The organism is Mesorhizobium sp. LSJC285A00 (assembly GCF_000503155.1).
In the GTDB taxonomy this organism is placed as follows: Bacteria; Pseudomonadota; Alphaproteobacteria; order Rhizobiales; family Rhizobiaceae; genus Mesorhizobium.
Genome location: NZ_AYVK01000020.1, coordinates 12,137 through 37,314 on the forward strand (window position 1 = coordinate 12,137; position 25,178 = coordinate 37,314).

The following is a 25,178-nucleotide window of genomic DNA, read 5'->3' on the forward strand; positions in this document are numbered from 1 at the left end:
TCGTCTCAAAGTTTCGACGATTTCGCGCTTGTAGGTCGATTCTGTATCGGCGGTGTGTCGCGCGGAGCACACAGAAGGTTCATCGCGGTTGCATTGCCGATGCAGAGCGCGCGCCTTGTAGGATAGCGTTCGGCCACAAACCAAGGATGAAAGCGGTTGTCCCCGGCGGATTCCCCGCCGCGTGCCAATTATGCAACGCGCGACCGCTGCTGGCTCAGATCGTCGCCACCCAGGCGCGGGCAATGGCCAAACCCGCGGCATCGGCCTCGGGGCCATTGCGGGCCATTTCGCCGTCGAGACGGTCGTGCCAGTCAGGATGGCGATCGGCAATGAGCGGGGCGAAGGACGTGCTCCAGTCCTTCACCATCGGCCGGTCGGCCTCGAAGTGGAACTGGAAGCCGTAGACGGCGCGGCCGATGCGGAACGCCTGGTTCTCGGCAATGTCGCTGCCGGCGAGCCGCACCGCATTTGCAGGCAGGGCGAAGGTGTCGTCGTGCCATTCGAAGATGGGGAAATCCTGGGGCAGCGCGGCGAGCACCGGATCGGTCCTGGCGTCCGGCGTCAGCGATACCTTGTGCCAGCCGAACTCCGAGGCGCCGCCGATCTGGTTCTCGCCGCCGAAAGTGCGGGCAACCAATTGGCTGCCCAGGCAGATGCCGAGCACCGAGCGATCCTTGTCGGCGAAATCGCGGGTCAGCTTGAGCAGCGCCGGGAAATAGGGGTAGTCATCGTCGGCCAGCGCGTTCTGACCGCCGCCGAGCATCACCATGGCATCGTGCCCGGTCGCGTCGTGCGGCAGCGCGTCGCCCTTGTAGGGCCGGCGCAGGTCCAGATCGGCGCCCGCTTCGGCGAGCGCAATGCCAACCTGCCCGAGACCGGTATTGTCGTAGTTTTGGACCACCAGCACCCGCATCGCCAAACCCTGCTGACATGAAATGACGCGAGGAGCGATATCATGTCGCCCGTATTGCAGCCAAGATGCGCATTCGGGAGAGAACTATGCCACTGCAGAACCGGGTCGATCCGTTCGGCGCCATCCATGCCGTATCCGAGCGCGGCCTGTTCACCGGCAATCGCGGCATCATCCACGATCCTGAGACCAAGACGCTGCTGAAAAAGCGTTGGGCCTTGCCGGCCTGGATCATCTGCGTCTGCCAATTCCGCAATGTGCGGCGCGAGCCGATGGGCAGGAACAGGCCGGGCGGCAGGGCCGGCTGGACCGAGTTGTTCTTCCTCGACGAGGTGACGGCGCTGGCCGCCGGGCACCGTCCCTGTTTCTATTGCCGGCGTGAGCGAGCCACGGATTTTGTCGGGCGTTTCGGCAAAGTCTTCGGTGTAAATGAACCGCGCGCGCCAATGGTGGACAAGCGGCTGCACAAGGAGCGGCTGGCTTCCGGCGGCAAGCCACCTGATGTCACCATGGGAGAGCTTGCCGAATTGCCGGACGGAGCGATGATCGCGGATGGCGGCTCGGCCTATGCGCTGCGCGGCGGCAACGCGCTGCCCTGGTCGTTCGCAGGCTATGGCGATGCGGCGGCCTTCGACAGCCTTGCCGGCCGGTCGCTGCGCCTGCTCACACCGGCCACGACCGTTTCGGTGCTGCGGCACGGTTTTGAACCGGTGTGGCATCGTTCCGCCGAGACTTGACGCCAGGCACCGCCTCGCCCATTCCTCGGCGATGCGCGCCAATTACAAGATGCAGCGGCTGTTCGTGCCGGACGACCTCGCGGCCGGCATCGAATTCGATGCCGGCCAGCAGCAGAGCCATTATCTCACGCATGTGCTGCGGCTCGGCGAAGGCGCCGAGATCCTGGTCTTCAACGGCCGCGACGGCGAGTGGTCGGCGGCGATTGCCACCAGGTCGAAAAGGGCGGTGCGGCTGAAGGTGCTGGCCTCGCAGAGACCGCAACCGCCCCTGCCTGACCTGATCTATTGCTTCGCGCCACTGAAACAGGGCCGGCTAGACTATCTCGTGCAGAAGGCGGTCGAGATGGGCGCCGGCATCCTGCAGCCGGTGATCACCCAGCACACGCAAGTGGCAAAACCCTCCATCGACCGGCTGCGCGCCAATGTCGTCGAGGCGGCCGAGCAATGCGGCATACTGGCGGTGCCGGAAGTGCGCGAGGCCGAGAAATTCGAGCGCCTGCTCTCCGGCTGGGACAAGGAACGCCGGCTTATCTTCTGCGACGAGGATGCCTCGACCGACAACCCGCTGCCGGCATTGCAGGCGGTGCCGGAGAGGAAGCTGGCGCTGCTGGTCGGGCCGGAAGGCGGCTTTTCCGACGACGAACGCAAGATGCTGCGGGCGCTCCCCTTCGTCACTGCCATCCCGCTCGGACCGCGCATCCTGCGCGCTGACACAGCAGCTGTAGCGGCGCTTGCGGTGATGCAGGCGACGGTCGGAGACTGGTAAGAGGCGTAAAGATCAATTCCTGTTGACCTGTGGCTCAGGATTTTTCGCTTGATCGGCTGCTGACATTTCGTCCATTTAGCGCCGGCGGGCTCCGAGAGCCGCAGAGGGGGCCCCATGGCGCGCGACACAACCGATTTCCGGCCAATCGAAGGCATCGACGAACTGGTCGAGCATCTGGCCGAAGGCAACAAGCCGCGCGACAAGTGGCGCATCGGGACCGAGCACGAGAAGTTCCCCTTCTATGTCGACGGCAACGCGCCGGTGCCTTATGGCGGCGAGCGCGGCATCCGCGCCATCCTCGAAGGCATGCAGCAAAAGCTCGGCTGGGACCCGATCATCGATGACGGCCGCATCATCGGCCTGGTCGAGCCGACCGGACAGGGCGCGATCTCGCTGGAGCCTGGCGGCCAGTTCGAGCTGTCGGGCGCGCCGCTGGAAACGATCCACCAGACCTGCCGGGAGGGCAATGCGCATCTGGCGCAGGTACGCGAGATCGCCGAGCCGATGGGCATCCGCTTTCTCGGCCTCGGCGGCAGCCCGAAATGGTCGCTGGCCGAGACGCCGAAAATGCCGAAATCGCGCTACGAAATCATGACCCGCTACATGCCCAAGGTCGGCACCAAGGGTCTCGACATGATGTATCGCACCTGCACCATCCAGGTGAACCTCGACTTCGAAAGCGAAGCCGACATGCGCCGCAAGATGCAGGTGTCGCTGAAGCTGCAGCCACTGTCGACGGCGCTGTTTGCCAACTCGCCCTTCACCGACAGCCGGCCGAACGGGCTGCAGAGCTGGCGCGGCGACATCTGGCGCGACACCGACAACCAGCGCTCGGGCCTGCTCGAATTCTGCTTCTCGCCCGAGTTCGGCTTTGCCGACTATGTCGAATGGGCGCTCGACGTGCCGATGTATTTCGTCATCCGCGACGGCCACTATCACGACATGACGCACATCACCTTCCGCCAGTTCATGGCCGGCGTTGCCCGCAATGAAGTACCGGACGGACTGCCCACCATGGGCGACTGGGCGAACCATCTGTCGACCCTGTTCCCTGACGTCAGGCTGAAGCGCTTCCTCGAAATGCGCGGCGCCGATGGCGGGCCGTGGCGCCGCATCTGCGCGCTGCCGGCCTTCTGGGTCGGGCTGCTTTATGACGAGGCCGCGCTCGACGCCGCCGAGGCGCTGACTTCGAGCTGGACCTATGAAGAAACGCTGGCGATGCGCAATGCGGTGCCGGAACAAGGCATTTCCGCGCCGTTCCGCAACACGACGCTGCGTGAGATCGGCCGCGATGTAATGACCATTTCGCGCCTTGGGCTGAAAAATCGCGGCAGGAAGAACCGCGACGGCTATGACGAGACCTCGTTCCTCAACACGCTGGACGAAGTCGTGGCGCGCGGTACCACCAGTGCCGAGGAAATGCTGTCGGCCTACCACACGCGCTGGGGCGGCTCGATCGAGCCGGTGTTCATGGAATATGCGTATTAGCGTGGCGCCTTGAGCAGCGGCAAAAGCCGCTTCAATCGAACATCGAAACGAACTAGGTTCTCCCTCGAGGATTTCCGGGAGGAGAAACCGATGCCTACCTTGTTCGACATATTGGCGCAGGCGCAGAACGGCAACGGCATGCAGGCGCTTGCCCAGCAGTACGGGCTTTCCATGCAGCAGACGCAGGCGGCTGTCGCCGCTCTGCTGCCGGCCTTCTCGCAAGGGCTGCAACGCAACACCGCCGATCCCTATGGGCTCGGCGCCTTCATGACGGCGATGGCGAGCGGCCAGCACGCCAAATACTTCGAGGACGCGACCAGGGCTTTCTCACCGCAAGGCGTCAATGAGGGCAATGGCATTCTGGGTCATCTGTTCGGCTCGAAGGAGCTGTCGCGCGCGGTGGCCAGCCAGGCCGCGCAGGCGACCGGCGTCAGCCAGCAGATCCTGCAGCAGATGCTGCCGGCCATCGCTTCGATGGTGATGGGCGGATTGTTCAAGCAGACGACAAACCAGTTGACCGGGGGTCAGATGCAGGCCGCCGGTGGCTTCGGCGGCGGCAGCAATCCGCTCGGCGAGATCATCGAACAGATGATGCGGCAGGCGGGCGGCGGGGCACAGCCTGCGCCGCAGCCAGCACCCAATCCTTACGGTGAGAACCCGCTGGGCAAAGTGCTGCAGGACATGTTCGGCGGCGGCGCCCAACAGCCGCAAAGCCAGCCGCAACAGGCGCCCAACCCCTATGGCGACAATCCGCTGGGCAAGGTGCTGCAGGACATGTTCGGCGGTGGCGCGGCACAGCAACCGCAGGGCCGGCCGCAGCACCCAACACAGCCGCAACAGACACAGAGCCCTTACGGCGACAACCCGCTGGGCAAGATTTTTGAAGAGATGATGCGGCAAGGCGGTGGTGGCGGCTTCGGCCTGCCCGGTGGGCATTCGGCGCCGCAGCAGCCGCAAGCACCCCAGCCGCGACAGGCACCGCAGGAGCGCCAGGCGCCGCAACCGCAGGCCAATCCGAGCGGCAGGCCACGCAATCCGTTCGACGATATTTTCGGCAAGATGTTCGAGACTGGCGCCCAGCAGCGCGACGACTATCAGAAGGGCGTGGAAACGATCTTCGACCAGTTCAAGCGGGACATGGACCGGCGGTAGTTGGCGGTAGTTGGGCGCTAACCTTCGCGGCTTCGGAGCAAGGAACGAAGCGAGCGGCGCAGACCGCACGATGACGACGGAGCTTTAAAAGAAAAGCCCGGTCCTGGAGGAGGACCGGGCCAGTGTGCAGGCTGGCCGGCGGGGAACCGGCAGGGAGTGGGGAGCCTGCTATACTCGTTGGTCGCAGCGAGCCCTGAGAAAGGTTCACGGCAACCGAAACAATGCGCCCGATATCACGCTATCTGGCGGGCGAGATCTTCGATCGTATCGGCACGATCGCTCGCAATCGCACGCAGCTTCACGGTCGGATCGGCGCCGAACGGCACATCGATGGCGACATGGAGATCCGCGCGAGTCAGGCCGATATCGGCGAGTTCGGCGTCCGACATCTCGCCGAGGCGATAGAAGGCCCGGCGATTTTTCCAGGCCTGGTAGGCATTGAGAAGGGTGTTGGCCACGCGCGTCGCAACGGCCGGACGCGAGGTTATGCGCGAGGTCTCGGTGGCGAAATCAAACGTGGTCATGTCGGTCTCCTTCAGACTCGAACTGGACAAGACCAGGCGATCGGCGCTGGGGACAGCGGCCGTTCCGGTCTCGATTCACATGCCTTCATGTGGACAATGTGAATTTGCCACGCACCGATTGATTAATCCAACGAATGTTTCTAATCTTTAGCATCAACGCTACTGATGGATTGGACCGATGAAAGCGCCACTCGATCTCGACCAGTTGCAGACCTTCATCTCGATTGCCGATACCGGCAGCTTTACCCGCGCGGCCGAGGAAGTGCTGCGCACGCAATCGGCGGTGTCGATGCAGATGCGCCGGCTGGAAGAGCGGATCGGCAAGCCGCTGTTCGAAAAGGACGGCCGCACCAACAGGCTGACCGAGGAAGGCGACAAGCTGCTCTCCTACGCGCGCCGCCTGCTCTATCTCAACCGCGAAACGCTGGCCGCCTTCGATGACCAGCGGCTCGAAGGCACCATCCGCATCGGCACCCCCGACGACTATGCCGACCGGTTCCTGCCCGAAATCATGGCACGCTTCACACGGTCAAATCCGCGCGTCGAACTGACTGTCATCTGCGAGCCGACACCAGGCTTGGTCGAGCATATCAAGCGCGGCAATCTCGATCTTGCGCTGGTGACGCACAATGATACGCGCGGCCAGTCGGAAGTGGTGCGGCGCGAGCCGCTGCTATGGGTGACCTCGGCCAACCATGCCACGCACGAACAGGAAGTGCTGCCGATGGCCTTCGGCCGGCCGAACTGCATCTGGCGGCGCGCCGCCGTCGATGTGCTCGACCGGCAAAGCCGCGACTATCGCATCCTCTTCACCAGCTTCTCGGCCACCGTCATCACCGCCGCGGTGCTGTCGGGGCTGGCGATCTCGGTGCTGCCGGAATGCGCGCTGCGGCCCGGCATGCGAGTGCTGGGCGAAGCCGACGGTTTTGGCGCCCTGCCCGACTGCCGCATCGGCATCATGCGCGGCCAGACCTCGCGTCCCGAAATCGTCGACGCTCTGGCCCGACACATCTCGGAAAGCCTCGACAATATTTCCGTGCCGCTCGGCGAAGAAACGGGAAGCTTCGATTTCGCCTCGCTCGCCTTCGCCAAGATGAAGCGGAGCAAGCCGAACCAGATCCTGCCTGGCTGGTAGGAACGATCAGGCCGACGCTGCCGCCTCCGTCGTTGCGTTGGCCGACGACAGGCCGGGCAGCGCCACCAATTGCGCCGGCTCCAGCGGCGGCGACAAGAGGTAGCCCTGCAGCTGCTGGCAGCCCATGGCGACCAGCAGCGCCTTTTGCACCTCGGTCTCTACGCCCTCGGCGGTGACCTCGACCTTGAGCGCGCCGGCGAGATCGATCAGCGCCTTGACGATGGCGCCCGAATTGCCGTCGCCGTCGAGAAGCCGCACGAAGGAGCGGTCGATCTTGAGCTTGTCGATGGCATGGCGGCGCAGATAGCTCAGCGACGAATAGCCGGTGCCGAAATCGTCGAGCACAATGCCGACGCCCGACTGGCGCAAGGCTGCCAGAGCCGCTCTGGTGGTGTCGTTGTTTTCCAGGAGAACGTTTTCGGTGATCTCGAGCTGCAGGCGCTTCGGCGCCAGTCCCGTTTCGGCGAGGATCGAGGCAACCTCTTCGGCAAAGCCGGCGTCGCGCAATTGCAGCGGCGAGACATTGACGGCGAGCCACGGCAGTTTGGTCTTCACGGCGAAGCGGCAGGCTTCCAGCAGGGCCCATGCGCCGAGCTGCCCGATCATGCCGCGTTCCTCGGCGATGGCGATGAACTGCGCCGCCGGCAGTGCGCCATGGACCTCATGCGCCCAGCGGATCAGCGCCTCGGCGCCGACAATGGTCTTGCCATCGCTGGCAAAGACCGGCTGGTAGGCGAGCTTGATACCGGTGCCGCCATTCAGCGCGCTGCGCAGCTCGCTCTCGACCTTGCGCTTGCGCAGCAAAAGGTCGTCCATGTCGCCGGCGAAGACCTGGTAGCGGCCACGGCCGTTCTTCTTGGCTTCGTAGAGCGCGATGTCGGCCTTGCGCAGCAGATCGTCTGCATCGGCATCAGGGCCTGTCGACAAGGCTATGCCGATGCTGGCGCTGATAAAGACCTGATCGTCCATCAGTTTGAACGGCTCCTGCAGTTTCTGCAGCACCCTCTCGGAAATATCCTCGGCGTTCCTGACGTCGCGGACATCGATCAGGATTACCGCGAATTCGTCGCCACCCAGCCTTGCCACCGTGTCGACGTCGCGAACAGTATGGTGAAGCCTGGCCGCCGTCTGGCGCACGAGTTCGTCGCCTGCCGGGTGACCAAGCGTGTCGTTGACATGCTTGAAGCGATCTAGATCGAGATAAAGCAGCGCGACCTTGCTTTCATTGCCGGAGGTAAGCAAGGCACGCCGCAGCCTGTCCTCGAACAGTGCCCGGTTGGGCAGGCCGGTGAGCGTGTCGTGAAAGGCGAGATATTGCGCCTGGGCCTGGCTGGTCTGCAGCGCCGATGACGCACGGCGCAGACGCCGGAGCAGAAAGGCGAGCACGCTCGCCGCAACCAGCGCGGCCAGAGCCAGGGCCGGGCTGGCCTTGCCCACCAGCGTCAGGCCGGGCCGTTCCTGGTCCCAGGCAATATAGCCGAGGATGACACCCTGTTTGTCGATAAGCGGAATGGCAGCCGAGCCAAGCGGCTGAGCCATCGGCAGGAGATGCGCCCCCGCCAGAAGATATTTCTGCGCGATCTTGCCGATCACCGCGTCGTTGATGAACTCTATGGAGACATGCAGATATTCGCTGCCGGATGCCTGGGTGACGCGATCCGAACTCGGCACCAGAGGCATGACGCTGAGTATGGCAGGCTGACCGCCAAGCGAGACCAGATCGTCGGCAACGAATTTTGCGCCGGCCTGGCTTGCGTCCTTGCTCATCATCTGGCGCAACCTGGCGATTGTCGGCCGCAAAGCGGGTTCGTCCTCGCCAAAGACGGCAGGCGACACGACCTTCCCTTCGCGCATGGCGTGGACCGGCCGGTTGGCGTCGTCCAGCACATAGACCCGGTTGTGGCCGTAATACGAGGACATCCAGACGCTGAGATTCTCTGCCATCCAGGTCTGGTTGCCGGCCTTGGCGTTGATAACGGAATCATCCCAGACGGCGACGCTTTCCTGCTCGCGCTTTACCGCGGCGATCTGGTCCTGCAGGCCGTTGGCCAGGAAAACCTTCTGCCGCTCGAGCGAGACCCGGTCGGCCTGCATGGTGGCGTAAAGGCCGAAGCCGACAACGATGGCCAGTGCAAAAACGGCAAGCGTCAGCACCGTCAGGGTGACCTGGAACGTCAACGGGCTGCGTTGTCTGCGGGCGCTCATGCGTCCTCCTTGGCCCAGAGTCAATCAGGACAGGCTTAAGATCAAGTTATGGAATCTTGACGCGGAGCGACAACAGCCGCTCAATCGGCCGATGAGCGACGCAGAATCCGAATCACGAACCAATGCCACCGAATACACGGTGAGCGAGATTTCCGGCGCCCTGAAGCGTACGGTCGAGGATGTCTTCGGCCATGTGCGGGTGCGCGGCGAAATTTCCGGCTATCGCGGGCCCCACTCTTCCGGCCATGCCTATTTCACGCTGAAGGACGACCGCGCGCGGCTTGACGCGGTGGTCTGGAAAGGCACGATGGGCCGGCTGAAATTCCGCCCCGAAGAGGGGATGGAGGTGATCGCCACCGGCAAACTCACCACCTATCCCGGCAAATCCAACTACCAGATCGTCATCGACAATCTCGAGCCGGCGGGCGCCGGGGCGCTGATGGCGCTTTTGGAAGAGCGCAAGCGGCGACTGCAGGCCGAAGGGCTGTTCGACGCCGGCCGCAAGCGGCGGCTGCCGTTCATGCCGCGCACCATCGGCGTCGTCACCTCGCCGACCGGATCGGTGATCCGTGACATTATTCACCGCATCAAGGACCGCTTTCCGCTGCATGTGCTGGTCTGGCCGGTAAGAGTCCAGGGCGAGACGGCGGGGGCGGAAGTGACGGCCGCCGTCAACGGCTTCAACGCGCTGGCCTGGGATGGCGCGATTGCCCAGCCCGACCTTCTGATCGTGGCGCGCGGCGGCGGCAGCCTCGAGGACCTCTGGGGGTTCAACGATGAAGGGCTGGCGCGCGCCGTCGCCGCCTCGCGCATTCCGGTGATTTCGGCCGTCGGGCACGAGACCGACTGGACCTTGATCGACCTCGTCGCCGACATGCGCGCACCGACGCCGACAGGTGCGGCGGAGATCGCGGTGCCGGTGAAAGCGGACCTCGAAGCGACACTAGCCAGTCTTGGCGCACGGCTCAAAGCAGCCACCTTGCGCAATTTCGAACGCAAGCGGCAGGCCTCGCGTGCGGCCGCCCGCGCGCTGCCCTCGCCCGACCAGTTGCTGGCGCTGCCGCGACGGCGGCTGGACGAGGCGGCCAGCCGGCTTAGCCGGGGGCTGATGGTCTCCACCGAAAGAAAGCAAGCTCGGTTCTTCGCCGTGAAGCTCACTCCGGCAACGCTGTCGCGGCGGATTGCCGAGGCGCGACGCACCAACGACCGCGACCTTTTGCGCGCCCAGGGGGCGCTGCGCGCATTGGCGAGAGCCCGGCGCGCGGAGTTGAATCGTGCGGCGGATCAGTTGCCAAAATGTGCGAAAGCATCCCTGCAACGGCACAGGCAGCAACTGGCTTTGCTGCAAGGCCGCATTACGATCGAGCCAACGGCACGGCGGCAAACCGTGCAGAGGGATCTTCTGACAGCTTTGACGAGACGAGGCACGCAAGCGGTACTGCTCAGGCTGGAGCGACTGCGCGGCCGCATCGTCCAATCCGAGAGGCTGATGGCAACGCTGTCGCACAAGGCTGTGCTGGCCCGCGGCTTCGCGCTGGTCAAGGATGCCGGCGGCGCGGTGATCAAACTGGCAGTTGATGTGGCGCCGGGCGCTGGCCTGCAGCTGGAGTTCGCCGACGGCATCGTAAATGCAGTCGCGACCGGCGACGCCGAGCGGGTGCAGGCCGTTGCCAAACCAGCGGCCACGCCGCCCGCCAGCAAACCCGCCGCAAAGCCGACGGCCAGCAAACCGAAAGAGCCGGGCAATCAGGGCTCGCTTTTTTAGAGGACCGCATGACCGGACATGACCCGCATCTTCAAACGCCGGCGGGCAAGCCGCGCGCGCGTGCTTTCGGCATTACCTTCGAGGGCACGCCGGGCGGCTTCAACGCCATCACCGATGTGCCCGGCGTATCGGTCGGCTATGCGACGCTGATTTCCGGCGAGGGTCTGCTCGAGGTTGGCACGGGGCCGGTGCGCACCGGCGTCACCGCCATCCTGCCGCGGCCGTTGGCTGAGCTCGCCACGCCGGTGCTTGCCGGTGTCTTCAGCCAGAACGGCAATGGCGAGTTGACGGGGTCGCACATTATCGAGGAAGTCGGCGCCTTCAACCTGCCCGTCACGATCACCAACACGCATTCCTGCGGCGTTACCCGCGACGGCACGCTGCGCTGGATGCAACGCGTGCTGCCGGCGGCGCTCGACAGCGGCTGGGGCCTGCCGGTTGCGGCGGAGACCTATGATGGTTTCCTCAACGACATCAACGGTCATCACGTCGGCTTCGAAGATGTCGAAGCCGCGCTCGACGGTGCCGCCGGTGGAGCGATCGAGGAAGGCAGTGTCGGCGGCGGCACCGGCATGATTGCCTTTGGCTTCAAGGCCGGCTCGGGCACGGCATCGCGCATCATCGAGTGGCAGGGCATCAGGCATACGGTCGGCGTATTCGTGCAGGCGAATTTCGGCAAGCGGCGCAATTTCACACTGCGCGGCGCCCGCGTCGGGCCTGATCTGGTAGAGCCGGCGATGCGCGAAGGCACGCCGCGTGCCGAAAAGGGCTCGATCATCGCCATCGTCGCCACCGATGCGCCATTTCTGCCGCACCAGATGAAGCGGCTGGCAAAGCGCGTGCCGCTCGGCATCGCCATGACAGGCGGCTTCGGCTACCACAGTTCGGGCGACATTTTTCTGGCCTTCACCACCGCCAATCCGCAAGCAGCACTTGCACCATCGGGACGAACCGCAAACGTCGCTTACATCCCGGACGTCGATATCGATCCGTTCTTCGATGCGGTGGCGCAAGGCGTAGAGGAGGCGATCCTCAATGCAATGGTCGCCAATGAGGATATGAGCGGACGCGACGGCAATTTCGTGCCGGCGCTGCCGAAGGCTTGGCTGAAAGATCGATTTGGATAGAGGACAAGGCCTGGCGGCGCCAGGCCTGTTGCGTCACGGCTTGGCCGCGTTGCTCTGGTCGGCCTCGGCCGCCTCTTCGAGCCGCGATGCGATCAGTTCCTGGATGTCGCCGACTTCTTCCTGGATATCTTCCAGCGGAATGCCGACCTCAGCGGCCTTGGCCGCGCACTCCTTGGCGAGGGTCTCGGCCTGCTTCTCGATCTTTACCGGCGAGTGCTGGCAGTGGACCTTTTCACCGATCCATCCGCGCAAGAACTCGATCGCATGTTCACTCATACTGCTTTTCCCTGGCGGCTATGCCGGTTGGTAACCGTAAACGTCCGCACCCGGTAAAGGATGCATGCTGCCATTCGAACCGAGTCGGCTTCGCCCGGCAAGTTGATCTTGTCGGAGGTCCGAAGAGCCGAATGAAGGGAAGGGTTCAATGAGCACGTTCTGATTGTTTGATAGAGTGGTACGTTGGCCGGGATCGGCTTCGGCTCTATGCTGTTGTTCTTACGATCTTTTCCTGCTGTCGACGGCCGATTTGTATCACAATAGGGATCACAACGCGTAACACATTTTCTGCTGCTTCGTGGTACACTGCCACAGCTACACGGTCGAAGCCGCCGCTATATAGTGACATCATTATGCGATGTCGACTCTATCAGCCATCCTGCTTCTTTCCGCCGCGCTGTGTCAAACGTCATCCCCGTCCAGTATGGAGATCGGATGGCCCCGGAGGGCGTATGAAGATGTTGATTTTATTGCGTTTCGTGAGCCAAAATCAGAAAGCTCTCGTCAGCGTCACCCCGCTCGACTGCCTCCGCCACACTCAGCGCCTCCGACGTCGATTCCTTGCACGTAAGGCGCGGGCCGGATGAACGACAACATTGGCGCTTTGGCAGCGCGCTCCTGCTAAGGACGATGTCTCGATGCAACAAGCTCTGCCTTTCGCTGCGCCGTCTCCAGACCGATTGAGATGAAGGCGCGCGCATGCCGGGCCAATTCCATATTGTCGGACCACAGATTGCGCCAGATCGCGGTCTTCCGTGACAGGTTCTCGTCGACGATCTTCGACGAGAAGGATTCAAAGCTGAGGTCGTCCCTATAGCCGATCGCGGTCAGCGCATCGAAGATGGCGGCAAAGTCGATATTGCCGGTGCCGAGGAAACCGCGATGGCTCTCGCCGATATGGACATAACCGATCTTGTCAGCGGCATGGCGGATAGCCAGTCCGACATCGGCCTCCTCGATGTTCATGTGGAAGGTATCGAGGTGCAGGAAGATGTTGTCGGAGCCGGTGTCCGCGATGAAGGCCAGGCCTTGTGAAGCGGTGTTGAGCAGATTGCTTTCGAAGCGGTTGACGATCTCCAGATTGAGCGTGACGCCGGCGGCCTTGGCCGTCTCCGCAACCTTCGCAAGTGTCCCCGCGCTGCGGTTCCACTGATCGCGCGTCGGCGCCTGCGTCTGCAAGCCGTGGCTGGTGCTGAGGATGCCGCCAATCTTCTGGCCGCCGAGATCGCGGGTGAGCGCGATCGTCTCGTTGAGGATCTCGACGCCGCGCGCGGCAACCGCCTTGTCGGCACTCGAAATGTCGCCGTCGGCCGGCAGGCCGATGCTGATCGCGACGCCGAGCTTGAGGTCGGCGATGCGCCTGGCCAACCCGCCAACGTCGACATTGGCCGGGTCAAGATAGGAGAACTCGATCAGGTCGAAGCCGGCCTCTCTGGTGTTGGCCAGCGTGCGTTCGAGGTCGCCTTGCGCCGAACTCGCCGACCAGACGAAGGAATGAATACCGATGCGCGACATGATCGTCTCCCGTTTCTGGAATTGAGATGCGGCCGGGTTGCCCCGGCCGCATCGGCCTTGGGAGGCTTAGCGGGCCGCGGTCCAGCCCTTGTAGTCTTTCAGGTTCTCGGCCGTGATCAGCTTCGGGTCGAGCAGCACGGTCGGCTCCGCCGGCTTCTTGCCGGCAAGCAGCTCAGCCGCCATCGTCAGCGACTGGCCAGCCATCACGTAGGGATCCTGCGAAGCCGAGGCCTTGATCATCGAGGTGCCGGAAGCGAGTTCCTTCTCGATATCGGGAGCGCCATCCACTGCGGTGAAGATGAACTCCGAGCGATTGAGCTGCTTGGCCGCAAGCTGGGCGCCGATCGCCGTCGGATCGTTGATGGCAAACACCGCATCGATCTTGTCGAAGCGGGTGAGCAGCGACTGGAAGACCTTCAGGCCGCCGTCGCGCGAGCCTTCGGCATTCTGGTCGTCGGAGAGGATCTTGATGTCGGGGTGTTTTGCAAGGACGTCTTTGCAGCCCTTCACCCGCTCCAGGATCGACGACGACGCCGGGCCGTTGAGGATAACGTAGTCGCCCTTGCCGCCGGTGTGGTCGACCAGATACTGGCAGGCCTCTTCGCCGGCCTTGACGTTGTTGGTCATCACGGTGACGTCGGCGCCTGGCGCCGAGACGTCGAAGGCGGCAACGACGATGCCCGCTGCTTGCGCCTTCTTCACCGCCGGGCCGATCGCCTTGGCATCGACCGCATTGAGCATGATCACGTCGACACCGGCGGCGATGAAGGAATCGACCTGAGAGACCTGCTTGTTGAGGTCGTAGTCGGCCGACACTGAGGTTACCTCGACCTTCGGGTTGATCTTCTTGGCCGCGTCCTCGATGCCCTTGATGGTGGCGACGAAGAAGGGGTTGCCGAGCAGGCCGACCGAGATGCCGACCTTGTTGAGGTCCTTGGCCGATGCGGGCGCGATGGCGGCAGCCGCGAGTGCGACGCCGCAGAGCAGTTTAGCGATGGTCTTCATTGCTTTCCTCCAATTGCCCCGCGCCTCTCACGGTGCGTTACACAAACCGGTCGTTTACGCCGGCGACCAAGGTCAATCACGTTCTCGCTCCTGCCTGGAGCCTGTAGCGGTCGAGGGCGACTGCCACGATGATGACCAATCCCTTGATGATGTACTGCCAGATGTCCGAGACACCGGCCAAGATAAGCCCGTTGGAGAGCACCGCTATGATCAGGCCACCGATCAGCGTACCCCAGATCGAGCCGACGCCGCCGACGAAGCTGGTGCCGCCGAGAATGACCGCGGCAATGGCGTCGAGTTCGTAAGACTGCCCAAGCTGCAGCCCGTTGGCCGCATAGAGCCGGGCCGCTGACATGGCGCCGCCAAGGCCGGCCAGCAGGCCGGAAACGCCATAGACAAAGAGCAGCACCAGCGGCACCTTGATGCCGGTCAGCCGCGCCGCTTCGGCATTGCCGCCGACGGCATAGATCCAGGTGCCGAGCACGGTGCGCTTGAGCACCAGCCAGGACAGCACTACGACCGACAAGGCGATGATGACCAGCCACGGAATGCCGAACAGCGTACCGTTGCCGATGAAGTCGAACGGCAGGTCCGAGTAGATCGGAAGAGCGTCGTGTAGGGAAANGTGCCGAGCACGGTGCGCTTGAGCACCAGCCAGGACAGCACCACGACCGACAAGGCGATGATGACCAGCCACGGAATGCCGAACAGCGTACCGTTGCCGATGAAGTCGAACGGCAGGTCCGAGTTGAACACCGTGGTGTCCTGGCCGAGCAGGCGGGCGACGCCGCGCACAGCGGTCAGCGACCCCAGCGTGACGATGAAGGGCGGCAGTCTGATATAGGCGATCAGCAGCCCGTTGATGACGCCGAAGCCGAGGCCGACGAGAATGGCCGCCGGCACGCCCAGCAGTCCCCAATCAGGCACCAGCGACACCATCACCGCCACCATCGCCGAGGCGGCAAGTATCGAGCCAACGGACAGGTCGATCCCGCCGGTCAGGATGACGAAGGTCATGCCCGCTGCCAGCACAATGTTGATCGACGATTGCTGCATGACGATCAGCAAATTGGTCTGGGTGAAGAAGCGCGCGTTCATCAACTGGAAGCCGACCGCCAGCAGGATCAGGATCGGCAGCATGCCAAGGGCGGCGAAGGCGGTGCGCAACCGCCGGCTCCTGCCGACAACCTGGCCACTGATCTCGGTCGCCTTGTCGGTCATCCCTTGGCCGCTCCCGTTGCAAGTTCCATGATTGCTTCCTGGCGCAGCGGCTGGTCTTTGGACGCCGTAACCTCGCCGGCAATCGTGCCGTCGCGCATTACCAGCACGCGGTCGGCAACGCCGATCACCTCCGGCAGTTCGCTGGAGATCATCAGGATGGCGATGCCCTTTTTGGCGAGATTGTCGATCAGCCGGTAGATTTCCGACTTCGCTCCGACATCGACGCCGCGCGTCGGTTCATCCAGGATGACCACTTGCGGCTCGGTCTCGAGCAGGCGGGCAAGCAACACTTTCTGCTGGTTGCCGCCCGACAGCGAACCGGCATTGGCCTGTACCGACCTGGTGCGGATGGAGAGATCCGAAACGGCCGTGGCAGCACGTCTCTCGGCGGCTTTGAAATCGCGCAAGCCGCCGGGCCGCGCATCCCTAGCCAGCACGCCCATGCTGATGTTGTCGGATATCGACATGTCGAGGAACAGGCCGAGTTCCTTGCGGTCTTCGGTGAGATAGGCGATGCCGGCATTCAGTGCCTCGCTTGGCGAGCCGATGGTTACGGGCTTGCCGTCGAGTTCCAGCGTGCCGGCGATGCGTCTGTCGGCACCGAAGATCAGTCGCGCGAGTTCGGTGCGGCCCGAGCCGACAAGGCCAGCCAGAGCCAGCACCTCGCCCTTGTACAGTTCGAAGGAGCAGTTCTTCAGGAGATTGCCGTCCGCCATGCCGCGCACCGACAAGGCGACCGCGCGCTTGCTGTCCGGCGGGCGATGATCCTTCCTGTAAAAAGCCGACAGGTCGCGGCCAACCATCATCGAGACGAGGCGCGAGGCGTTCAGCTCGGCGCGCTCGAGTGTGCCGACATAGCCGCTGTCGCGCAGCACGCTGACACGGTCGGCCAACTGGTAGACCTCTTCCATGCGGTGGCTGATGTAGATGATCGCGATGCCTTGCGACTTCAGCGTCGCGATGACCTCGAACAGACGGTCGGTCTCGCGCGAGGTCAGCGAGGTGGTTGGCTCGTCCATGACGATGATGCGCGCGCTGGTCGAAAGCGCGCGGGCGATTTCGACCAGCTGACGCTCGCCGAGCGACAGGCTGGAAACCTGGGCCCGTGCGGAGAAGGACACGCCGAGACGCTTGATGATCTCATTGCTGCGCCGGTAGCATTGGTCGCGGTCGACGATGCCGAAACGCCTCGGCTCATTGCCGAGGAAGATGTTCTGCGCGACCGTCAGGTTGGGCGCCAGCGACAGTTCCTGATAGATAACCGCAATGCCGTGAGCCCGCGCCTTGATCGGGTCGCCGGTGGCGACCGGCACGCCGTCGATCAGTATCTCGCCGCCGGCATCAGGCCGATAGGCGCCGGACAGCACCTTCATCAAAGTCGACTTGCCAGCACCGTTTTCACCCATCAGCGCATGGACTTCGCCGGCATGGACGGTCAGCGACACGTCCTGCAAGGCGCGGACTGGCCCGAACGTCTTCGAGATGTGCCGCATTTCCAGCACTGGCTGGCGCGTGACTTCGGCCTGAGCAGCGACAATCACCGTGCGCCTCCCGCTGCCGCGCGGGGGATGCCCTGCTCGCCGATGAGGCCACGCCATGTGTCGCGATATCGGGCAAGTCCGGTGAAGCTTGCGGCACGCACGGGCTCCGGCACTTCCGCGGCAAATTCGCGGCCGACGGTCTCGAAGGCCAGCGCCGCCGCCCCGGTGGCGCTGCCCTCCAGTGTGGCCCCTTGCAGGAAGGCCTGGCTGGGACGCAGCTGCGCCACTAGCCCGGCGAGCAGGCCGCCAGCGTTCAGTCCGCCATCGACGATCACGGTGTTATCCGAATGGATCTGGTCGAGGCAGAGGTCGACCATCAGCGCGACGTAGAGCAGCGCCACGGCTGCGCGTTCCTCGGCGCTCGGCATGCGACCGACCAATTTGCCGGCGCGGCCGGGCATTGGTCCGCCCGGCGCGAAGCTCGGCAGCGCCATGCTGCCGGCGTTGATCGCCCGCTGCACCGCCGCCGGCGCGATCGCGCCTTGCCAGCCGTCGCTGATCGTGGCGAATTCGCGCCCGCCCATGAAGCGGATGGTCGGCACAGGGCCGCCGTCGACATCGACATTGACCAGCATGTCGCGCTGGCCATCGAGCGCGTCGAGCAGGCAATCCGGATTAAGCACGACGACCCAGGTGCCGGTCGAGACGACGGTGACCGGGCCAAGCTCCTGCCGGCGATAGGCATGGAGCGCGGCATTGCTGTCATGGACACCATTGTGGATGGCGATCCGCCGCTTCGTGTCGCCGAGGCGTTGCTCGCCGATAACCGAGCCCGCCCGCTCGAAAGCGGGCATCCGGTCGCGCCAGCCCTCAATGTCGACCAGCGAACTGAAGTCGCGCTTGCGCGGCGCCCATAAATGCGAGTGGCAGCCGAGATAGGACACTTCCGAGACCGCCCGGCCGCCAAACCGCCAGCTCCAGTATTGTGGATAGCCGAGGATCGATTTCGCGGCCGTGAATGCACCGGGTTGCACCGCCTGTAGCCACAGCATGTGGCGACCGTAGTTGAAGCCGAGCGGCAATCGCGGCGAGAAGGTCTCGGTGAAATCCGGAACGAGGCGATCTATTTGCGCGGCAATATCAGCCGGCGGCTCTTGCTCGTAGTCGAGTATCGGATGCGTCAGCGCCGCCTCGTCGACCAGGGCAAAGGTGCAGCCATGGCCCGACACCATCACGCCCTCTACGCCATGGATGTCGGCGGCCTCGCTAACGGCGCGAACCGCCCAATCGTGAAGTGCTGCCTCATCAAGCACGCTGAAGCCATCTTTGCGCATCCAGTTCGGCCGGGTCCGGCGCTCGTCGACGATGCGCCCGTCCTGAGCGAAGACGAACAGCTTCGAATTGGTCTTGCCGAAATCGAGGACGGCCATCTTCACTGGATGGCTCCCGAAACCGAAACGATGCGCACCATGACGCCCGCGTCTTCCAGCATGCGCGCGTCGACGTCGGACAGGCCGTCATCGGTCACCAGCGTGCCGATGCGCGACAAGGGCAGCGCGATGTTACGGGCGTGGATCGACAGTTTGCGGCTGTCGGCCAGCACCACGATCTGGTCGGCACACAGGCTGAGATCGGCGATGGAGCGGACCAGCAGCGGGTGCGATTCCAGCACGCCCTCCTGGCCAAGGCCTTGGGCGCCGAGAAAGAACTTCGATGCGTAGAACGGCTCCGCCTGGGTCGGTGAATGGATGATGCCCGGCTCACGATGCAGATCGCCGCCGGCAACGGTCAGGCTGCAATGGCCGTGGTCGCTCAGATAGGCCGCGAGCGGCATCGAATTGGTATAGAGACGGATGCTGCGCTCAGCCAGCTTGACCCCGAGGTGGAAGCAGGTCGAACCGCCATGCACGATGACCGCATCGCCGTCGCGCACCATCGTGGCCGCGAGAGCGGCGATCTGCCGCTTGGCCTCGACCGCGAGGTCGCGGTTCTCGTCATAGGGCCTGGCATAGGCAACACCCGCCTGTGAAGCACCGTCGAGCGCCGAGATGCCGCCATAGACCTTCCGTGCTTCACCGGCCTCGTCGATCTTGTCGATGTCGCGCCGCACCGTCGCCGCCGACACGCCGAGCTGCTCCTGCAGTTCGCGCACCGACGCGAAGGGGCGATCCCGCAGCAACTCGACGATCTGACGCTGGCGGCCGGAGTCGCTCAATCGTTTTTCCTCCCAGGAGCCGTTTTTGCCACGGCATTTGACGTAACTTACTCAACATCTTTCCGATTGCAAGAACCTTTGATGACATTAGATCACTATTGACGTAAGTCGCTCGCATCTGCGATACACATCAACATCCCACGACGGGTATCCGAAGCTGCGAGGCTGACGGAGCTGATAGAGGAAATGCGCCATGGCGAGCTATGCGGATGCGCAGGAAATGGCTGCTTTGCGGGCGCTTTCGGCCAGCATCGGGCGCAATCCAAATCTGACCCAGGCCGCCGGCGGCAACACCTCGCTGAAAGCCGGCGACACGCTGTGGATCAAGGCTTCCGGCACATGGCTGAAGGATGCGCTCTCCGAAGACATCATGGTCCCGGTGGCGATGGCGCCGCTGCTCAGGGCTGTCGAACAGCGCGACAGCGCCGCCGACCAGCCGCAGATCTTCGCCATCGAGACGCTCAACGCCCGGCGCCTGCGCCCTTCGATTGAAACCACCGTTCACGCGCTGATGCCGCAGCGCGTCGTCCTGCATGTCCATTGCGTCGAAACCATTTCGCTGGCGGTACAGGCCAATTGCGAGGTGGAAGCCGCCAGACGCCTTGATGGTCTCAAATGGGCGTATGTTCCTTATTTCCGGCCAGGCCTGCCGCTTGCCCAGGGTATTGCCGAGCGGCTTCAGGCTGGGGTCGACGTGCTAATCCTTGCCAATCACGGGCTGGTCGTCGCGGCCGATACCGTCGCCGAGGCCGAAGTGCTGCTGCGCCGCGTCACGCTGCTTCTGGCGCGGCCGGCGCGCCAAGTGGCGGAACCGGATGTTGCGGGATTGGCGGCGCTGGCCGGGAAAACCGGTTACAGGCTGCCGGCGGAAATCGAGGCGCACGCGGTCGCCATCGATCCCGAAAGCCGCCGCATGGCGTCCGGGGGCAGCCTCTACCCCGATCACGTCATCTTTCTGGGTCGGGGGTCGGTGGTGGCAAAGCCCGGTGAGGATGTGCCGCGCGTCATCGAGCGGTGCGGTACAAACCCCGTGGCGATCCTGTTTCCCGGGCTGGGCGTGCTGATGCGCGGCGATGCCAGTGCGGGCGCCGACGCCATGCAACGCTGCCTTGCCGACGTGACGGCACGCATCGACATTGCAGCGCGGCTGAACTACCTCACCGCCGCCGAGAACGATGAACTGGTCAACTGGGACGCCGAGAAGTATCGCCAGAAACTCAATGCCGCCAGCCGCTGACACGCCGCTTGCCATAGGCATCGACATCGGCACGTCCGGCGCGCGCGCGGTCGCCATGCGTCCGGATTTTTCCATTGCCGCGCGTTCCGCCGTTTCGCTCGAGTTGTTTGGCCGGAATGCCCGCGACCCTGCAGTGTGGTGGTCAGCGGTCGGCGCAGCGCTGGCGGAACTGCTTTCGGGCATCGACCGAACAGCGGTCCGGTCGATCGCTGTTGACGGCACTTCAGGTACGTTGCTGCCGGTCGACGGCGCCGGGCGGCCGCTGGCCGAGCCGCTGATGTACAACGATACGGTCGCCGACAACGCCATTCTGGTCGCGATCGCTCGCGAAGCCCCAGCGACCAGTGCCGCACTTGGGGCGACGTCCGGTCTCGCCAAGGCGCTCTGGTTCCAGCGCACGCCCGGTGTTGCCGCGGTGCTGCATCAGGCGGACTGGATCGCGGGACAATTCTCCGGTCGCTTCGATGTCAGCGACGAGAACAATGCCTTGAAAACCGGTTACGACATCACGGCCCGCTGCTGGCCGGACTGGATTGCGGCCACCGAAATGCGCATGGAGTTGCTGCCCGGTATCGCCAGGCCGGGCGATGTCGTCGGCAAACTCACCGCGGATGCCGCGGATATGTTCGGCTTACCGCGCGAAATCGCCGTCGTCGCCGGAACGACCGATGGCTGCGCCTCGTTCCTGGCGACAGGTGCCGCGGCAATAGGCGACGGCGTCACCGCGCTGGGGTCGTCGTTGACCGTCAAGATCCTGTCCGACCGGCCTATCTCGGCGCCACGCTTCGGCATCTACAGCCATCGGCTTGGAGATGTCTGGCTGGCGGGCGGCGCGTCGAACTCCGGCGGCAAGGTGCTGGCGCAGCATTTTTCGCTGGCGCGCATCATCGAGCTCAGCGCCGCGATCGACCCGGCGACCGCGACCGGCCTCGACTATTATCCGCTTCCCGCGACAGGCGAGCGATTTCCAGTCGCCGATCCCGCCCTGCCGCCGCGCCTTGCGCCGCGGCCGGCGAACGACGCCGACTATTTGAAAGCAATGTTCGAGGGCATCGCCGCGATCGAGGCGCTCGGCTATGACAGGCTTGCCGAACTCGGAGCGCCTGCGCTGACATCGGTCAGAAGCGTCGGCGGCGGTGCGGCAAATCCTGCCTGGACGGCGATTCGGCAGCGCCGGCTGGGCGTTGAATTCCTGCCGGCGCTTTCGGACGAGGCGGCTGCCGGCACGGCGCGGCTGGCGCTGATGGGCGCAAGCACGGCGGGACTTCTATGAGCGCGAAACCAGTCGAACACCTCAACGGCATCAGGCAGTTGGCCGAGCGCTATGATGTTTTCCTGCTCGATCAGTTCGGCGTGCTGCATGATGGCACCAGCCCCTATCCAGGCGCGGTGGAAGCGCTGTCGGCCCTGAAGCGCGCCGGCAAGACCATTGTGCTGATCTCGAACTCCGGCAAGCGGGCAGGCCCCAACGAGAGCCGGCTGCTAAAGCTCGGCTTCGAACCGGGAAGCTGGGACCATTTTGTCTCTTCCGGCGAGATAGCGTGGGAGTTCTTCCACGACATGGCGGCATCCGGAAGGCTGCTGCGAAACACGAAATGCCTGCTTGTAAGCCGCGACGATGACCGCTCGGCGATCGAAGGTCTGCCCTTCGCATTGACCAAGGACAGTGACGATGCCGGGCTGGTGCTGATTTCGGGCAGCGAGGGCGACCGCTACGATCTTGAACACTATCGCAGGCTTCTTGCACCGGCTGCAGCGCGGCAGGTGGCATGCTTCTGCACCAACCCGGACAAGATCATGCTGACGGAGGTGGGGCCGCGCTTCGGCGCCGGCCAGCTGGCGGATCTCTACGAGAGCCTCGGTGGCAGCGTCACGCGTATCGGCAAGCCTTACCCCACTATATTCGGCGCTGCGCTAGCGCTGGCAGGCAATCCAGACCGCAGCACTGTGGTCTGCATCGGCGACAGCGTCGAACACGACATCGCCGGCGGACTTGCTGCCGGCGTGGCCACGGTGCTGGTTCTGTCAGGAATATTGGCGGACACACCTGACCTGTTCGACCTGTTCGACACGATGGACGCATACCCGGATTACACCATGGATGGCTTCAGGTTTCGCTGATTTGATTCACCTGAAAGCGCTCGCGCCCGAATCCGTCCTAAACGCATTGTGGCCGACGAGCATTGGCCCGCTGGCTCAAGACCGCCGAACAGCGCCGATCCAGTCGAGCCGCGCGGCTGGAATGAGGCCGTAATTGTAGAAATTGACGCCGTCGACACCGGGCGCCAGCGCCGGCTTCACCTTGGCCGCAAGGATGTCGGGGCGGGCCATTTCCGGATAGAACAGCCGGTAGCCGGCGCCGAGGAATTTGTCCGCGCCCAGTGCCGCACGGCCGGCCGCCATCAGGCTGGCGACATCGCCGGCCTGCATGTCGTAGGCGCACAGGATCGCCCCGTCGCAGACCTTGCCCAGCGCTGCCAGATCGCAACCGCCAAGCCAGCCGTCTTTCAGATCGATAATGACGACCCGCGTCGTGGGATCGGCTACCTCGCGCAGTTCGGCGACCAGGCTGGTCACTGGCTCGAATCGCCACAAGAGATAGGCATGGAGCTCCGGCCACGGCGCAAAGGCGTCGAGGCCGCAGGCGGGGAAATCGGGAAAGCGCCGCTCAGGCACCGCGCGCTCGCAGGTCTCGACGATCCATTGCCTGGTGAGCTTGCGCGCCGCCTCGGCATCGATGCCGGCTTTTGCCGCACGGGCGACGCAGGACGGACAGAAGCACAGAGACAAAAGAAAATCGTCTTCCGGCGTCAGCCCGACACCGTCCTTCTCGTGATGGTATTCATGGGCAAAGCCCATGAAGGACGGGCTTTCAAGTTCTATCCGGTCCGGCCGGTAGCTGTGCGAGATGTCGGCGATCAGCGTGCGGACATAGGCGCGCGCATCGGGATGGGAGGGGCAGAGATTGTAGTAGTTGGCATCGCCGAAGGCGTTGCGGGTGACGGCCTGCGGATGCAGCATGCCCAGGCGGGTGTTGTGCAGGCAGACCGTCCAGCACGAAACGCCTAGCCCGCCCGCATCGCGATGGCGGATGAGCTGACCGAGCACGTCGCCGCCCTCGGTGATCACGTCAGCCACCTTGGGCTGGATGGCTAGACTTCCCCAGCGCGCAGCGGTCGGCTTGAAATAGATGGTGCCGTCCTCAGGGAAATAGGCCTTGCGGCGCGGACTGCGCGGCTGCAGGAAGCGCCCGGCATGATAGGATGTTGCCAGGCTGATCATGTTGAGCCCGGCGCGCTCGACAAGATCACGTTCGACCGTCTCCAGGCCGAGATCCTGGATGTCCCAGGGATAGGTCCACATGGACAGTTGCTGCATGGAATATCCTCTGCCTGATCCGGGTTTGGCTCAGCCGTCGACCGGCTCTGCGACCTGCATGAGGCAGTCGCCCGCCTCGCACATCGTGTGCAGCCGGCGCGACAGCACCAAGCCGCTTTCGGCGAAATGCAGGGCCTCCTCGGCAACATCGAGCCGTTCGAGATCGTGGTACCAGCCGGCCAATTGTCCTGAAGTGACACTGTCGCCGAGCCTGGCGGCGGGCTCGAACCAGCCGCGGCGGGTGGCATAGAGGCCCTGGCTGTGCCTGGACAGGGACAGCAGCCTTGTCGGCGCCGAAGGCTTTTCGCCCGCGCCAAGAACCGGCGCGTCGACCACACCCATTGCTATCATCAGACGGTCGAGCGTGCGGGCCGTGATCGCCATCGAATCGACCGTTGCGGTGCCACCGCCGCCGAACTCACCGCTGACGCCGACGGCGCCGGCGCGGCGCGCTGCGCCCATCGAGGTTGGCGAGGCCTGGCCGTTGTCAGCGATAAAGCCGTAGGGCATGCCGAGCGTGCGCATCAGCTCGACGCCACGCCGGTGGCGCTCGGGATCGGCGTTGCGTTCGACCAGCGCGGTCGGCAGATGCTCCATCGACGTGCCGCCCGAATGGATATCGAAGACGACGTCGTGACGGGGAAACAGCTCCGTCTCGAGGAAATTGGCGAGCCGGCTTGTCGGCGTTCCCGAGGGGTCGCCGGGAAAGGCCCGGTTGAGATTGCCGCCGTCGAGCGGCGAGCAGCGCTTGGCGGCCATCACCGCAGGGGCGTTGGCCATCGGCATGATGGTGATGCGGCCCTTGATCCGCCTCGGATCGAGCCGGCGCGCCAGTTTTGCCAGCGACAGCTCGCCCTCATATTCGTCGCCGTGATTGCCGGCCATCAAAAGCAGTGACGGGCCGTCGCCATTGCGGATGAGGCAGATCGGCACCTTGACCTGAAAGTAGGGCGAGCGATCGATCGAGAACGGAATGCTTAGATGGCTGAGCGTCTTGCCGTCGCGGTCGAAATCGAGCGTGTGGGCGAGGCCGGTGTGCAT

Annotated in this window: 21 protein-coding genes and 1 pseudogene; 10 read left to right on the forward strand and 12 right to left on the reverse strand. The window is 64.2% G+C overall.

Translation table 11 applies throughout. From position 1 onward, the window contains the following. Positions 1–214: 214 nt before the first annotated feature. On the reverse strand, positions 215–913 hold the full coding sequence (locus tag X726_RS152020; protein ID WP_023670555.1) for a type 1 glutamine amidotransferase: 699 nt from the start codon (positions 911–913) through the stop codon (positions 215–217). An 86-nt stretch (positions 914–999) separates the two neighbouring features. On the opposite strand from X726_RS152020, the gene X726_RS152015 reads away from it, so the two are divergent. From X726_RS152015 to X726_RS152000, 4 genes are all read left to right on the forward strand, one after another. Further along, a complete protein-coding gene (locus X726_RS152015) occupies positions 1,000–1,647 on the forward strand; it encodes a hypothetical protein (protein WP_023670556.1) in 648 nt (215 codons plus the stop codon). Between the two features lie 31 nt (positions 1,648–1,678). Next, positions 1,679–2,413 (forward strand): 16S rRNA (uracil(1498)-N(3))-methyltransferase, encoded by a 735-nt coding sequence (locus X726_RS152010; protein ID WP_023670557.1) that lies wholly within the window; start codon positions 1,679–1,681, stop codon positions 2,411–2,413. A gap of 114 nt (positions 2,414–2,527) precedes the next feature. Beyond that, a complete protein-coding gene (locus tag X726_RS152005) occupies positions 2,528–3,901 on the forward strand; it encodes a glutamate--cysteine ligase (RefSeq protein WP_023670558.1) in 1,374 nt (457 codons plus the stop codon). A 90-nt stretch (positions 3,902–3,991) separates the two neighbouring features. Continuing rightward, positions 3,992–5,053, forward strand: coding sequence for a DUF937 domain-containing protein (locus X726_RS152000; RefSeq protein WP_023670559.1), 1,062 nt, complete (start codon positions 3,992–3,994; stop codon positions 5,051–5,053). A 233-nt stretch (positions 5,054–5,286) separates the two neighbouring features. Here X726_RS152000 and X726_RS151995 read toward each other — a convergent pair whose 3' ends face one another. After that, complete coding sequence (locus tag X726_RS151995) at positions 5,287–5,577, reverse strand: DUF1127 domain-containing protein (RefSeq protein WP_023670560.1); 291 nt, start codon at positions 5,575–5,577, stop codon at positions 5,287–5,289. Between the two features lie 178 nt (positions 5,578–5,755). Here X726_RS151995 and X726_RS151990 point away from each other — a divergent pair, with 178 nt between their 5' ends. Then, positions 5,756–6,712 (forward strand): LysR substrate-binding domain-containing protein, encoded by a 957-nt coding sequence (locus X726_RS151990; protein ID WP_023670561.1) that lies wholly within the window; start codon positions 5,756–5,758, stop codon positions 6,710–6,712. 6 nt (positions 6,713–6,718) lie between these two features. On the opposite strand, the gene X726_RS151985 is transcribed toward X726_RS151990, so the two are convergent. Continuing rightward, a complete protein-coding gene (locus X726_RS151985; protein WP_023670562.1) occupies positions 6,719–8,917 on the reverse strand; it encodes an EAL domain-containing protein in 2,199 nt (732 codons plus the stop codon). A gap of 91 nt (positions 8,918–9,008) precedes the next feature. Between X726_RS151985 and xseA the strand changes: the two genes are divergently transcribed. Next, positions 9,009–10,682: an exodeoxyribonuclease VII large subunit gene (xseA, locus tag X726_RS151980; protein WP_023670563.1), complete on the forward strand. Its 1,674-nt coding sequence runs from the start codon at positions 9,009–9,011 to the stop codon at positions 10,680–10,682. Between the two features lie 8 nt (positions 10,683–10,690). Further along, positions 10,691–11,809, forward strand: a complete 1,119-nt coding sequence (locus tag X726_RS151975) for a P1 family peptidase (RefSeq protein WP_023670564.1) — start codon at positions 10,691–10,693, stop codon at positions 11,807–11,809. A gap of 33 nt (positions 11,810–11,842) precedes the next feature. Here X726_RS151975 and X726_RS151970 read toward each other — a convergent pair whose 3' ends face one another. The 7 genes and pseudogenes from X726_RS151970 to X726_RS151945 form a co-directional block, all read right to left on the reverse strand. After that, a complete protein-coding gene (locus X726_RS151970) occupies positions 11,843–12,085 on the reverse strand; it encodes a DUF768 domain-containing protein (protein ID WP_023670565.1) in 243 nt (80 codons plus the stop codon). A gap of 621 nt (positions 12,086–12,706) precedes the next feature. Continuing rightward, complete coding sequence (locus X726_RS151965; RefSeq protein WP_023670566.1) at positions 12,707–13,600, reverse strand: sugar phosphate isomerase/epimerase; 894 nt, start codon at positions 13,598–13,600, stop codon at positions 12,707–12,709. Positions 13,601–13,666: 66 nt separating this feature from the next. Next, entirely contained in the window at positions 13,667–14,605 is a 939-nt protein-coding gene (locus X726_RS151960; RefSeq protein WP_023670567.1) for an ABC transporter substrate-binding protein, read from the reverse strand. Between the two features lie 76 nt (positions 14,606–14,681). Further along, positions 14,682–15,200, reverse strand: a pseudogene (locus X726_RS0135360) (ribose ABC transporter permease); the annotation flags it as partial. A 622-nt stretch (positions 15,201–15,822) separates the two neighbouring features. Then, on the reverse strand, positions 15,823–17,319 hold the full coding sequence (locus X726_RS151955; protein WP_050587408.1) for a sugar ABC transporter ATP-binding protein: 1,497 nt from the start codon (positions 17,317–17,319) through the stop codon (positions 15,823–15,825). Positions 17,320–17,363: 44 nt separating this feature from the next. Next, on the reverse strand, positions 17,364–18,743 hold the full coding sequence (locus X726_RS151950) for an FGGY-family carbohydrate kinase (protein WP_023670569.1): 1,380 nt from the start codon (positions 18,741–18,743) through the stop codon (positions 17,364–17,366). After that, the gene (locus tag X726_RS151945) at positions 18,740–19,522 is read right to left on the reverse strand and encodes a DeoR/GlpR family DNA-binding transcription regulator (protein ID WP_023670570.1); all 783 of its coding nucleotides are present in this window, start codon (positions 19,520–19,522) and stop codon (positions 18,740–18,742) included. Before X726_RS151945 ends, X726_RS151950 begins: the two co-directional genes overlap by 4 nt. A 193-nt stretch (positions 19,523–19,715) precedes the next feature. On the opposite strand from X726_RS151945, the gene X726_RS151940 reads away from it, so the two are divergent. From X726_RS151940 to X726_RS151930, 3 genes are read left to right on the forward strand one after another with little or no spacing between them, the layout of a single operon-like run. Next, the gene (locus X726_RS151940) at positions 19,716–20,759 is read left to right on the forward strand and encodes a class II aldolase/adducin family protein (protein ID WP_023670571.1); all 1,044 of its coding nucleotides are present in this window, start codon (positions 19,716–19,718) and stop codon (positions 20,757–20,759) included. Beyond that, the gene (locus X726_RS151935) at positions 20,743–22,032 is read left to right on the forward strand and encodes an FGGY-family carbohydrate kinase (protein WP_031215017.1); all 1,290 of its coding nucleotides are present in this window, start codon (positions 20,743–20,745) and stop codon (positions 22,030–22,032) included. Before X726_RS151940 ends, X726_RS151935 begins: the two co-directional genes overlap by 17 nt. Next, positions 22,029–22,880 (forward strand): TIGR01459 family HAD-type hydrolase, encoded by an 852-nt coding sequence (locus tag X726_RS151930; protein ID WP_023670573.1) that lies wholly within the window; start codon positions 22,029–22,031, stop codon positions 22,878–22,880. The genes X726_RS151935 and X726_RS151930 overlap by 4 nt, the downstream gene beginning before the upstream one ends. 75 nt (positions 22,881–22,955) lie before the next feature. On the opposite strand, the gene X726_RS151925 is transcribed toward X726_RS151930, so the two are convergent. Together X726_RS151925 and X726_RS151920 are read right to left on the reverse strand one after the other, a co-directional pair. Then, positions 22,956–24,137, reverse strand: coding sequence for a hypothetical protein (locus X726_RS151925; protein WP_031215018.1), 1,182 nt, complete (start codon positions 24,135–24,137; stop codon positions 22,956–22,958). Positions 24,138–24,167: 30 nt separating this feature from the next. Next, positions 24,168–25,178, reverse strand: coding sequence for a succinylglutamate desuccinylase/aspartoacylase family protein (locus X726_RS151920; RefSeq protein WP_023670575.1), 1,011 nt, complete (start codon positions 25,176–25,178; stop codon positions 24,168–24,170).